Annotated in this window: 9 protein-coding genes and 2 tRNA genes; 8 read left to right on the top strand and 3 right to left on the bottom strand. The window is 68.2% G+C overall.

Annotated features, from left to right (window positions below; all coding sequences use genetic code 11):
* Window positions 1-56: 56 nt before the first annotated feature.
* Window positions 57-566: an HD domain-containing protein gene (locus ACLVWQ_RS00575; protein ID WP_414106035.1), complete on the top strand. Its 510-nt coding sequence runs from the start codon at window positions 57-59 to the stop codon at window positions 564-566.
* A gap of 60 nt (window positions 567-626) precedes the next feature.
* Here ACLVWQ_RS00575 and ACLVWQ_RS00570 read toward each other — a convergent pair whose 3' ends face one another.
* Entirely contained in the window at window positions 627-1,850 is a 1,224-nt protein-coding gene (locus ACLVWQ_RS00570) for an acyltransferase family protein (protein WP_414106034.1), read from the bottom strand.
* Between the two features lie 656 nt (window positions 1,851-2,506).
* Here ACLVWQ_RS00570 and ACLVWQ_RS00565 point away from each other — a divergent pair.
* On the top strand, window positions 2,507-2,701 hold the full coding sequence (locus tag ACLVWQ_RS00565) for a hypothetical protein (protein ID WP_414106033.1): 195 nt from the start codon (window positions 2,507-2,509) through the stop codon (window positions 2,699-2,701).
* 382 nt (window positions 2,702-3,083) lie between these two features.
* Here the strand turns inward: ACLVWQ_RS00565 and ACLVWQ_RS00560 are convergent.
* Window positions 3,084-3,154: transfer RNA gene (locus ACLVWQ_RS00560), tRNA-Gly, on the bottom strand.
* Window positions 3,155-3,306: 152 nt separating this feature from the next.
* On the opposite strand from ACLVWQ_RS00560, the gene ACLVWQ_RS00555 reads away from it, so the two are divergent.
* The 5 genes from ACLVWQ_RS00555 to clpX all read left to right on the top strand — a co-directional run bounded on the left by ACLVWQ_RS00555 (window position 3,307) and on the right by clpX (window position 8,270).
* Window positions 3,307-3,383: transfer RNA gene (locus ACLVWQ_RS00555), tRNA-Pro, on the top strand.
* Between the two features lie 211 nt (window positions 3,384-3,594).
* On the top strand, window positions 3,595-5,016 hold the full coding sequence (gene tig / locus ACLVWQ_RS00550) for a trigger factor (protein WP_414106032.1): 1,422 nt from the start codon (window positions 3,595-3,597) through the stop codon (window positions 5,014-5,016).
* Window positions 5,017-5,438: 422 nt separating this feature from the next.
* Window positions 5,439-6,044 carry an ATP-dependent Clp protease proteolytic subunit gene (locus ACLVWQ_RS00545; RefSeq protein ID WP_414106179.1) on the top strand — a complete coding sequence of 202 codons (606 nt, stop codon included), beginning with the start codon at window positions 5,439-5,441 and terminating at the stop codon, window positions 6,042-6,044.
* 101 nt (window positions 6,045-6,145) lie between these two features.
* Complete coding sequence (locus ACLVWQ_RS00540; protein ID WP_414106031.1) at window positions 6,146-6,823, top strand: ATP-dependent Clp protease proteolytic subunit; 678 nt, start codon at window positions 6,146-6,148, stop codon at window positions 6,821-6,823.
* Between the two features lie 160 nt (window positions 6,824-6,983).
* On the top strand, window positions 6,984-8,270 hold the full coding sequence (gene clpX / locus ACLVWQ_RS00535; protein WP_414106178.1) for an ATP-dependent Clp protease ATP-binding subunit ClpX: 1,287 nt from the start codon (window positions 6,984-6,986) through the stop codon (window positions 8,268-8,270).
* Between the two features lie 79 nt (window positions 8,271-8,349).
* Here the strand turns inward: clpX and ACLVWQ_RS00530 are convergent, their stop codons facing one another.
* Window positions 8,350-9,303 (bottom strand): hypothetical protein, encoded by a 954-nt coding sequence (locus ACLVWQ_RS00530; RefSeq protein WP_414106030.1) that lies wholly within the window; start codon window positions 9,301-9,303, stop codon window positions 8,350-8,352.
* 136 nt (window positions 9,304-9,439) lie between these two features.
* Here ACLVWQ_RS00530 and ACLVWQ_RS00525 point away from each other — a divergent pair, with 136 nt between their 5' ends.
* Window positions 9,440-12,070, top strand: coding sequence for a valine--tRNA ligase (locus tag ACLVWQ_RS00525; protein WP_414106029.1), 2,631 nt, complete (start codon window positions 9,440-9,442; stop codon window positions 12,068-12,070).
* The last annotated feature ends 171 nt before the right edge of the window (window positions 12,071-12,241 follow it).

Raw genomic sequence — 12,241 nt, 5'->3', positions numbered from 1 at the left:
AACGATTAAGGGTGACAAGGGGGACACTGTCCCGGCCCCTGGGTCACACTCGACACATGACTGAAAACGGGACGCTGACGCTCGCCGAGGTCGAGGCTCTGGCGTGCGCCGCGCACGCGGCTCAGACGGACAAGGCGGGGCGGCCGTACGCCGAGCATCTGCGGGCCGTGGCCGACGGGGTGCGGGCCAGGGGCGGTGACGAGGACCAGATCGCCGCAGCCTGGCTGCACGACTCCGTCGAGGACGACGCGCTCTCCGCGGACTGGCTGGCCGAGGCCGCGCTCAGCGCGCGTACGAAGGCTGTCGTGCTGGCTGTCACCAAGCGGGCGGGGGAGTCTCCCGAGGCGTACGCGGAGCGCGTGCTGGCCACGCCGGGGGCCCTGCTGGTGAAGGAGTCGGACCTGGCCCACAACGCGGACCCGGTGAGGCTCGCGGCCCTGGACGAACCGACCAGGACGAGACTGGCCCAGAAGTACGCGACGATGCGCGGACTTCTGGGCCTGGCACCTCGAAGGGGCGCGGGAGCGGGGAACCGCGAGACCGGCCACGGCGAACCCGCGGGCTGAATCGACGCGGCACGCACGCCCGTGGGGCCGCGGGGCCCCACGGGACGCGTCGAGCCGGGCTCAGGACTTGACGGACTTGGCGGATGTGGCGGACGCGGCGGCGGACTTGGCCCGCTCGCGGGCGACCTCCGTGGCGTCCCGCTTGAACGCCCACTCCATCTTCGGCTCCATCGCGAAGCGGAACATCCGCTGCACCAACGGAGTGCACAGCGCGGTGATGAGGGCCGCCGCGAAGACGGAGATCACGACCTCGCCGACCGGATGGCTCATCCAGGTGTACTCGTCGTACCAGCCCCAGAAACGGGAGCCCTTGGCGAGGAAGCCGTGCAGCAGGTAGCCGTACAGCGTGCCCGCGCCGAGGACCGTGAACCACATCTTGCGGCGCGGCACCCAGGCGAAGAAGCACGACGTGAGCACCATCGAGCAGCCGAACAGCGCGAGCGTCATCACGACACCGGCCCACCAGGGCGCACCCAGCTCCTGGGCGCTGTCACGGTGGTAGAACCAGGCCGACTTCATGCGCGGCGCCGCCCAGTAGGCGAAGGTCAGCGTGATCGCGAGAACCGGCACCGACAGGATCCGGACCTCGCGGCGCCGCATCAGCTGGAAGTGCTCGGGCTTCATGAACAGGCCCACGACGAAGAACGGCAGGAACTGCAGGACGCGTTGGAGGTCCAGGTCGTCGCCGATGTCGGGGGACACGGAGGCGAGGATCGCGATGGCGAGCGCGAGCGGTACCGGCCAGCGCACGACCTTCCACAGGGGGACGGTCATCCGCCAGACGAACAACGCGACCAGGAACCAGGTGAGATACCAGGGGTCGAGCAGACTGATCGGGTGCCCCGGGTCGTCGTCCGCCCATCTCTTGAAGAGGGAGTACGCCACTTCGAAGAGGACGTACGGCACGGCGACACCGGTGATGAGCCGTCGCAGCCGGTCGGGGCGCATGTCGAAACTGCGGGAGAAATAGCCGGAGATGATGATGAAGGCCGGCATGTGGAAGGTGTAGACGACCATGTAGAGCGCCTCCGCGGCGCGGCTGTGGTCGGTCAGCGGCTCCCAGGCGTGGCCCATCGCGACGAAGACGATGGCCAGGTACTTGGCGTTGTCGAAGAACGCGTCGCGCTGTTTGGCGGGCTTGGCGTCCGGCCCGGCGGCGGCGGCGCCCGCCTGCGGAGTCCGCGGCACCGTGGACGGGTGCGGGCTTGTTGCTCCCGGTGCCGACGACTGGGCCGGCGGGAGTGGAACCCTCTGTTGGCCGTGCGGGCGGAGCGAGTTCGTCACAGACCCTCCCACCAGGAGCTGGGGGAGACGATCCGCGACCTCGCTGCACCTGCGGGGGACGAGGCAGCGTAGGACATCTGAGGCACCCTAGCGTTGTCCATGGGATTCCGTAAAACCCCTGAGGTGATTCCTGCTTATCCTCCTGCGGGTACCCAGGATTTGGCGAAGTCGACATGGTGACGACTATGGCGATCACCACACCCTGTATGGGTGTTACGTCCCGATTCGTCATGACGAAAGGTCGCATAACGCCCAGGGGTGACTCTGGTGAAATATCCGATTGAGTCGCGTTTGATGGCCTGTTGGCGTCCTGTTGGTGCCCTGTTCGAGGGGTCGTCGATGTGCCCGTGGCGACAATTCGAATTATTCGAATTACCTGCGAACGGGTTGTGCCGACGAGGGTGTGAGTCGGTGTGCGGACGGGCGTGCGGGCGAGTGGGTGAACAGATGTGTGGACATGGAAACGATCACCCTTGATTTCCCGTGGGAGGGCCCGCTCGAATTGCCGGGAGAGGTCCGTCTGTTCGCGTCGGAGGTCGATGGATGCCCCACCCGCCGCATACGGCGGGCCTGTTGGTGGCACGATGGTTCTGGCGGGGGTGTGGGGTTGCACCTCCGGGCCGGGAGAGCGGACCGACCGTAGGGTGTGATCAGTTGTGGCCATTTCGCTGTCAGTGGTGCTGCTGTTGGGGATCGTCCTGGTGGTGTTGATACGGGGTGGGTCGATCAAGGGAGGGCCGGCGGTGGTCGCCGTCCTCTTCGGCTTCTTCCTGGCCTCCACCGGCATGGCGGACGACATTCAACGCTTCCTCGACTCGTTGGCGGAGACCATCAACTCGATCCAGTTCTGAGCGGGTTCCCAGGGCCCGGCGAACGGTGGGCGAGCGGCGGAGAAGCGGACGGGGCGGTACCGCCCGGACCGCCGTACACGCGAGCTCGCCCCCGGCCGACCGACGACCTCGGCCCTGGGCAGACACCGGCCCCGTACGCCCTCCGCCAGGCCGAGTACCGCCGTCTCGCACGGATCGACCCCGTCGCGCCGGCGCCCTGGGGTTTCCCCCTTCTTCCGCCTGATCGCGGACCACGCCGACGTCTTCGGGCAGCTCCCGGCGCCCGCCTGCGCACGATCCCGGACGTCGGCCACCCTCGTCCCCCTGGACCGGAAGGCGCCAGAGTCGGAAACGCGTCAGGGCCGGCCGGAGGAAGAACCTCCGGCCGGCCCTGACGGTCGAGAGCGGGCGACGGGAATCGAACCCGCGTAGCTAGTTTGGAAGACTAGGGCTCTACCATTGAGCTACGCCCGCACAGCGTGCGCCGCAGGTCAGTGACGCGCGGCACTGGAGCATCGTAGCGGGTCGTACCCCCTCGACGCACACCCTGTTCCGGCGTGCGCCGGCGCCCGGGGAAATGGGGCGTCGCACGGTCCGCGGGCATGTACCCTACGTGTCGCACCAGACGGGGTGTGGCGCAGCTTGGTAGCGCGTCCGCTTTGGGAGCGGAAGGCCGTGGGTTCAAATCCCGCCACCCCGACCACCGTGCCGGACCATGTGCCGGACGATCGGCGAGATCACCTTTTGGGGCGTGTAGCGCCTGCGGCTAGTATGCAAACTGCGCGCCCGTGTGTCTGCATTGTTACGTCCCTCAAGGGTCGCCAACAAGGGCCGCCCATCCGCTGAGTCCCCGCCCCATCCGGCGGAGATCGTCAGCGGGACCCAGAGAAGTCAGCCCCCAAGGAGACCGAACCGTGAAGAGCGCCGTGGAGACCCTGAACCCGACCCGGGTTCGGCTCAGCATCGAGGTGCCCTTCGAGGAGCTCAAGGACAGCCTCGACGCGGCGTACAAGAAGATCAACCAGCAGGTCACGGTGAAGGGGTTCCGGAAGGGCAAGATTCCGGCGCGCGTCATCGACCAGCGGTTCGGCCGCGGTGCGGTTCTTGAGGAAGCGGTCAACGACGCGCTTCCGAAGTTCTACACCGACGCGGTCAACGAGTCCGAGCTGAACGTGCTCGGCCAGCCCGAGGTCGACATCACGGAGCTGAAGGACGGCGAGACGCTGAACTTCACCGCCGAGGTCGACATCCGCCCGGCCATCGAGATCCCGGACTACTCCGGCATCGAGGTCGAGGTTGACGCGGTCGAGGTCGGCGAGGAGGACATCGACAAGGCCGTCGAGGAGCTGCGCGAGCGCTTCGCCTCGACCACGCCCGTCGAGCGTGCCGCCGAGGACGGTGACGTCGTCACCCTCGACCTGGAGGCCAAGGTCGACGGCGAGGTCCTGGAGGACGGCGTCGCGAGCGGCGTCACCTACACCATCGGCTCCGGTGAGCTGCTGGACGGCGTGGACGCGGCCGTGACGGGCCTGGAGGCCGGTGGCGAGGCCACCTTCGCCTCCGAGCTCAAGGGCGGCTCCGCGGCCGGCAAGGAGTCCGAGGTCACCGTCAAGGTCACCCAGGTCGCCAAGCGCGAGCTGCCCGAGCTGGACGACGACTTCGCGCAGCTCGCGTCGGAGTTCGACACCCTTGAGGAGCTCCGCGCGGACAGCCGCAAGCGCCTCGAGAACATGAAGCAGTACGACCAGGCCACGCAGGCCCAGGAGCGCGTCCTGGAGAAGCTGCTCGAGCTCGTCGAGGTGCCCGTCCCCGAGAAGCTCCTCGAGGAAGAGATCAACACCCGCAAGCACAACCTGGAGCACCACCAGCTCGGCCAGATGGGCCTCGACCTCGAGAAGTACCTCGAGATCCAGGGCAAGACGGCCGAGGAGTTCGACGCCGAGACCAAGGACGCGGCGGTCAAGGGCATCAAGACGCAGTTCGTCCTGGACGAGCTCGTCAACAAGGAGAAGCTGAACGTCAACCAGGAGGAGCTCACCGAGCACCTCATGCGGCGTGCGGCGTCCTCCAACATGTCCCCCGACCAGTTCGCCCAGGCGGTCGTCGAGGGCGGCCAGGTCCCGATGCTGGTCGGCGAGGTCGCCCGCGGCAAGGCGCTTGCCGTGGTCGTCGAGGCCGCCACCGTCAAGGACACCAACGGCGAGGTCGTGGACCTGGACGACGACGAGGACGAGGTCTCCGCCGAGGGCTCGACCGAGGACGCGGCCGAGTCCGAGGAGGCCACCGAGGCCCCCGCCGAGGCCAAGCCCGAGGCCGAGGCCAAGCCCGAGGCCTGATCCTCACAGTGCGTACTACGGGCCCCCAGGACATGTCCTGGGGGCCCGTAGGGCCTTTCTGGGGGCGTGGGGAACTGCGCGAGCGGCCCACGACGAGCCGCACCCGCCGATGCGCCGTCCGTGGCAGACGCGACCGCGGCCCCGTCCCGGGCCGGGCGCGCCCCCATGCGGTGGGCGCCGGCGGGCGCCGAGCCCGGTGAATTCCCTGCTGAACCCGGCGGAGCACATGCGCTCACAGCGAACAGTTCCATCTGCGGGATTCCCCGGAGGGACCCGCGCGTTAGGGTCCATGAGTACGAGGGCAGGGGAGTCCCCGGAGCCGTCCGACACGGCGCGCACACGGGGTCCCACGCCCCCAGCAGAAGACGTGTAGACGGCCCGGCGCCGTCGTAAGACGAGCAGGTGGATACGTGACGAATCTGATGCCCACAGCCGCCGGCGACCCCATCGGTGGTGGCCTCGGCGACCAGGTCTACAACCGGCTGCTCGGCGAGCGGATCATCTTCCTCGGCCAGGCGGTCGACGACGACATCGCCAACAAGATCACGGCGCAGCTGTTGCTCCTTGCCTCCGACCCGGAGAAGGACATCTTCCTCTACATCAACAGCCCCGGCGGCTCGATCACCGCCGGCATGGCGATCTACGACACCATGCAGTACATCAAGAACGACGTGGTGACGATCGCGATGGGCATGGCGGCCTCCATGGGCCAGTTCCTGCTGAGCGCCGGCACCCCCGGCAAGCGCTTCGCGCTGCCGAACGCGGAGATCCTGATCCACCAGCCCTCGGCCGGTCTCGCCGGTTCCGCGTCGGACATCAAGATCCACGCCGAGCGGCTGCTGCACACCAAGAAGCGGATGGCGGAGCTGACCTCGTTCCACACCGGCCAGACGGTGGAGCAGATCACCCGCGACTCGGACCGGGACCGCTGGTTCGACCCGATCGAGGCCAAGACCTACGGCCTCATCGACGACATCATGCCCACCGCTGCCGGAATGCCGGGCGGCGGCGGTACCGGGGCGGCGTAGGGCGGCTCAGCGCCGACCCTGGCGTCGGTGCAGGCCGACACCAGCCCCTCCGAGCCCCCAGCCGACCGCCTCAGCCCTTATCAGGCTCTTCAGGAGACACAGTGAACGACTTCCCCGGCAGCGGATTCCACCGCGCGCAGGCCGAGTACACAGGTCCTCGCGCGGAGTCCCGCTACGTCATCCCGCGCTTCGTCGAGCGCACCTCGCAGGGCGTCCGCGAGTACGACCCGTACGCGAAGCTCTTCGAGGAGCGCGTGATCTTCCTCGGGGTGCAGATCGACGACGCCTCCGCCAACGACGTCATGGCGCAGCTGCTGTGCCTGGAGTCGATGGACCCCGACCGTGACATCTCGGTCTACATCAACAGCCCCGGCGGCTCCTTCACGGCGCTCACGGCGATCTACGACACGATGCAGTTCGTGAAGCCGGACGTCCAGACCGTCTGCATGGGACAGGCCGCCTCGGCCGCCGCGATCCTCCTCGCGGCCGGTACGCCGGGCAAGCGGATGGCCCTTCCGAACGCCCGCGTGCTGATCCACCAGCCCTACAGCGAGACCGGCCGCGGCCAGGTCTCGGACCTCGAGATCGCGGCCAACGAGATCCTCCGGATGCGCGCGCAGCTGGAAGACATGCTGGCCAAGCACTCGACGACGCCGATCGAGAAGATCCGCGAGGACATCGAGCGCGACAAGATCCTCACGGCCGAGGACGCCCTCGAGTACGGCCTGATCGACCAGATCATTTCGACCCGGAAGATGAACAACGCCTCGGTCGCGTGACGCGGCGCTGTATCGTCTGCCGCTCCTTGGCTCGGTTCACGACAAAGTGAACCGCGCCAAGGGGGGCCCGAACGAGGGGCTCGGCAAGGTACCGTCGGACATAAGGCAGCACCAGGAGCCGCTGGACCTAGGCGTCTCCCAGGCGAAGGGGAAGCACACCGTGGCACGCATCGGTGACGGCGGCGATCTGCTCAAGTGCTCGTTCTGTGGCAAGAGCCAGAAGCAGGTCAAGAAGCTCATCGCAGGCCCTGGTGTGTACATCTGCGACGAGTGCATCGATCTCTGCAACGAGATCATCGAGGAAGAACTCGCGGAGACGAGCGAGGTGCGCTGGGAGGAACTTCCCAAGCCTCGTGAGATCTACGAGTTCCTCGAGGGGTACGTCGTAGGCCAGGAGTCCGCCAAGAAGGCCCTCTCGGTCGCGGTGTACAACCACTACAAGCGGGTCCAGGCCGGAGAGAACAGCGCGGGTCAGAACCGCGAGGACGCCATCGAGCTGGCGAAGTCCAACATTCTGCTGCTCGGCCCCACGGGTTCCGGCAAGACGCTCCTTGCCCAGACCCTGGCCCGCATGCTGAACGTCCCGTTCGCCATCGCCGACGCGACGGCGCTCACGGAGGCGGGGTACGTGGGCGAGGACGTCGAGAACATCCTGCTGAAGCTGATCCAGGCAGCGGACTACGACGTCAAGAAGGCCGAGACGGGCATCATCTACATCGACGAGATCGACAAGGTGGCGCGCAAGAGCGAGAACCCGTCGATCACGCGTGACGTGTCGGGCGAGGGCGTCCAGCAGGCCCTGTTGAAGATCCTGGAGGGCACCACGGCCTCCGTGCCTCCGCAGGGCGGACGCAAGCACCCCCACCAGGAGTTCATCCAGATCGACACGACGAACGTGCTGTTCATCGTGGGCGGTGCCTTCGCGGGCCTGGAGAAGCTTGTCGAGTCCCGCGCGGGTGCCAAGGGCATCGGCTTCGGTGCGACGATCCGCTCGAAGAAGGAACTCGAGGCGAAGGACCGCTTCGAGGACGTCATGCCCGAGGACCTGGTGAAGTTCGGGATGATCCCCGAGTTCATCGGCCGTCTCCCGGTCATCACGTCGGTCCACAACCTCGACCGCGAGGCGCTCCTCCAGATTCTGGTGGAGCCGCGCAACGCACTGGTGAAGCAGTACCAGCGCCTCTTCGAACTGGACGGCGTGGAGCTGGACTTCGAGCGTGAGGCCCTTGAGGCCATCGCCGACCAGGCCATCCTCCGCCAGACCGGCGCGCGCGGCCTGCGCGCCATCATGGAGGAGGTCCTGCAGGCGGTGATGTACGAGGTGCCGTCCCGCAAGGACGTGGCCCGTGTCGTCATCACCTCGGAGGTCGTCCGCTCGAACGTGAACCCGACACTGATCCCGCGCGAGGCGCGGGGCCGGGGCCCGGGGGAGCAGAAGACCGCGTAGCACCTGCGCACAGGGTGAGTACGGCGGCGGGGCCCCGGTCAGGTGACCGGGGCCCCGCCGCCGTCGTCGTGCGCGTCGGTCAGATCTTGACGCGGACCTCCTTGCGGAAGCTCGCCGTGGTCTCGGCCGCCTCCACGGGGTCGGCGCTCTTGCCCGCCGCGAGGTCCGAGAGCTCCATCGGCAGTACGAAACCGATGGTGCTGTGGTCGCCCCAGACGCACATCGTCATCTTGACGTTCTTGGGCTGGCCCGTGCCGCCGGTGGAGTTGTCCACGTTGGCCTCCTGGCACTTGAGCACGGCGCCGTCGAGGGACGCGGGCTTGTACTCCTTCGGGCTGCCGACCAGTTGGACGTCGCTGTCCGACCCCTCGGTCTTGGACTCCTTCTCCATGTACGCGAACATCCCGTCGACGGCCTTCTCGGGGTCCTCGATCTCCCCGTACACGCCGCCGAAGCTGAGCACCTTGCCGGCCAGCGGGTTGTCCTTGTCGCCCGACTGGTAGGAGGCGCTGACGTCCTTGGGGTTCGTCACGCCCCACGACTCGGCGTCCTTCAGGTCCGACTTGGACATGCCCTCGCCGCCGGAGCCCTCGGACTTCTTGTACTCGGTGAGCACCGTCGCCGGAGTCGTCAGCTTGTGCGGGCCGTCGTCCGCGACGTCCGAGCCGCCGCCGCTGCCGCCGATGATGAAGTACGCGCCGACGGCGATCGCGGCCACGACCGCCACCGCGCCGATGACCAGGCCCGTCTTCTTCTTGCCCCCGCCGGGAGCCGGCGGCACCGGGGCGCCGTAGGGGGCGCCGGGCGGCTGCTGACCGTACGGCGGCTGCTGGCCGTAGCCGGGCTGCTGCGGAGGAACCCCGGGAGGGGACTGCTGGGGGTACCCGTAGCCCTGCTGCTGCCCGGGAGGCTGCTGCGGGTAGCCGTAGCCGGGCTGGGGGGCCTGCGGCGGTTGGCCGTAAGGACCCGGCTGACCGTACGGTCCAGGCTGCTGGGGCTGCCCGCCGTACGGGCCCGGCTGGTTGTAGCTCATTTCTGGGTTCCCCTCCAGATGCTTATGTGTTCCGAACATCCTCGCCCAAGGTCGGGAGGGCGGGAGCATCGGGGGCCGCACCGTTACCAAGTAATCGAGTTTCGGAGCGGGCCTGTGACACCTCTAAACTGAGCGGGTGACCGACAACGCTCAGCAGCAGCCGCCAGCCGAAACCCCCGAACTGCCGACCCAGTACGCGCCGGCCGAGGTAGAGGGGAAGCTGTACGAGCGCTGGGTCGACCGGGGTTACTTCGCCGCCGACGCGACGAGCGACAAGCCGCCGTACACCATCGTCATCCCGCCGCCGAACGTCACCGGCAGCCTCCACCTGGGCCACGCCTTCCAGCACACGCTGATGGACGCGCTGACCAGGCGCAAGCGCATGCAGGGGTACGAGGCGCTGTGGCTGCCCGGCATGGACCACGCGGGCATCGCCACGCAGAACAAGGTCGAGCAGCAGCTCGCCGAGGAGGGCAAGTCCCGCCAGGACCTCGGGCGCGAGGAGTTCGTCGAGCGCGTCTGGCAGTGGAAGGAAGAGTACGGCGGCAGGATCCTCGGGCAGATGCGCCGGCTCGGCGACGGCGTCGACTGGTCCCGTGAGCGGTTCACCATGGACGAGGGCCTGTCCAAGGCCGTCCAGACCATCTTCAAGAAGCTGTACGACGACGAGCTGATCTACCGCGCCGAGCGCATCATCAACTGGTGTCCCCGCTGTCTGACGGCCATCTCCGACATCGAGGTGGACTACCAGGAGGACGACGGCGAGCTGGTCTCCATCACGTACGGCGAGGGCGACGAGACCCTCGTCGTGGCCACCACGCGCGCCGAGACCATGCTCGGTGACACCGCCGTCGCCGTGCACCCCGACGACGAGCGCTACCGCCACCTCGTCGGCCGGCGCATCAAGCTCCCGCTCACCGACCGCACCATCCCGGTCGTCGCGGACGAGCACGTCGACCCCGAGTTCGGCACGGGTGCCGTCAAGGTCACCCCGGCCCACGACCCGAACGACTTCGCGATCGGCCGCCGGCACGACCTGGAGTCGATCACGGTCATGGACGAGCGGGCGGTCATCACCGTCCACGGCCCCTTCGAGGGACTCGACCGCTTCGAGGCACGCTCCGCGATCGTCGCCGCGCTGCGCTCGCAGGGCCGGATCGTCGCCGAGAAGCGTCCGTACGTCCACAGCGTCGGGCACTGCTCGCGCTGCCGTACCACCATCGAGCCGCGCCTGTCCCTGCAGTGGTGGGTCAAGGTCGGCCCGCTCGCGCAGGCCGCAGGTGACGCGGTCCGCGACGGCCGGGTGAAGATCCACCCGGAGGACATGTCGAAGCGGTACTTCGACTGGGTCGACAACCTCAACGACTGGAACATCTCGCGTCAGCTGTGGTGGGGCCACCGCATCCCGATCTGGTACGGCCCGGACGGCGAGACGGTCTGCGTCGGCCCCGACGAGCAGCCGCCGGGCACCGAGGCCGAGGGCTGGCGGCAGGACACCGACGTCCTCGACACCTGGTTCTCGTCCGGCCTGTGGCCGTTCTCCACGCTCGGCTGGCCCGAACAGACCCCGGACCTCAAGAAGTTCTACCCGACCGACGTCCTGCTCACCGGCCACGACATCATCTTCTTCTGGGTCGCCCGGATGATGATGTTCGGCCTGTACGCGATGGACGGCGAGGTCCCCTTCAAGACCATCGCGCTGACCGGTCTGGTCCGTGACGAGCGCGGCAAGAAGATGTCGAAGTCGTTCGGCAACGTCGTCGACCCGCTCGACTGGATGGACGCGTACGGCTCCGACGCCGTCCGCTTCACCCTGGCCCGCGGCGCCAACCCCGGTACGGACGTGCCGATCGGCGAGGACTGGGTCCAGGCGTCCCGCAACTTCGCCAACAAGATCTGGAACGCGACGCGGTTCGCGCTGATGAACGGCGCGACGGTCGAAGGCCCGCTGCCGGACGCCTCGTCGATGTCGGCGACGGACCGCTGGATCCTCTCCCGGCTGGGCGAGACGGTCACCGAGGTCGACGCGTTCTACGAGGACTTCCAGTTCGCGAAGCTCTCCGACGCGCTGTACCACTTCGCCTGGGACGAGGTCTTCGACTGGTACGTCGAGCTGTCGAAGACGACGTTCATGGCGGGCGGCGCGGCCGCCGACGTCAGCAAGCGGGTCCTCGGCGAGGTCCTCGACGTCACGCTGCGGCTGCTGCACCCGGTCGTGCCGTTCGTCACGGAGACGCTCTGGACGACTCTCACGGGCGGCGAGTCGGTCGTGATCGCGGACTGGCCGCAGGACAGTGGCTTCCGTGACGCCGGCGCGGAGCGGGAGATCGAGGCGCTCCAGCAGGTCATCACGGAGGTCCGCCGCTTCCGTGCCGACCAGGGGCTGCAGCCCGGCCAGCGGGTTCCGGCCCGGCTGACGCTCGACGGGACGGCGTTCGCGCCGCACGAGGCGGCGATCCGGCAGTTGCTGCGGTTGCAGCCCGAGGGGGACGACTTCTCGGCGACGGCGACGCTGCCGGTCGCGGGGGCGCGGGTCGCGCTCGACCTCTCCGGGACGATCGATGTGGCCGCCGAGAGGAAGCGGCTCGCGAAGGATCTGGCCGCCGCGGAGAAGGAGAAGGCGCAGGCGAACGCGAAGCTCGGGAACGAGGCGTTTCTCGCCAAGGCGCCGGATCAGGTGGTGGACAAGATTCGGGGGCGGCTGGCCAAGGCGGAGGAGGATATCGCGCGGATCGGGGTGCAGCTGGCGGGGTTGCCTGCGGCGTAGCGGTTGGCGGGGGGTGGGTGCGTGTGGGTGCGCTGTGATCTGCGGGTCCGGTGGGGGCTGGTCGCGCAGTTCCCCGCGCCCCTAAGGACAAAAGATTGCGCAGTTCCCCGCGCCCCTGAAGACAAAAGATTGCGCCGTTCCCCGCGCCCCTGAAGATTGCGCCGTTCCCCG

It is taken from the genome of Streptomyces sp. CWNU-52B (genome assembly GCF_047444975.1).
In the GTDB taxonomy this organism is placed as follows: domain Bacteria; phylum Actinomycetota; class Actinomycetes; order Streptomycetales; family Streptomycetaceae; genus Streptomyces.
Note: the sequence above shows the minus strand (reverse complement) of the source record. Positions and strands in the feature narration are given on the sequence as shown.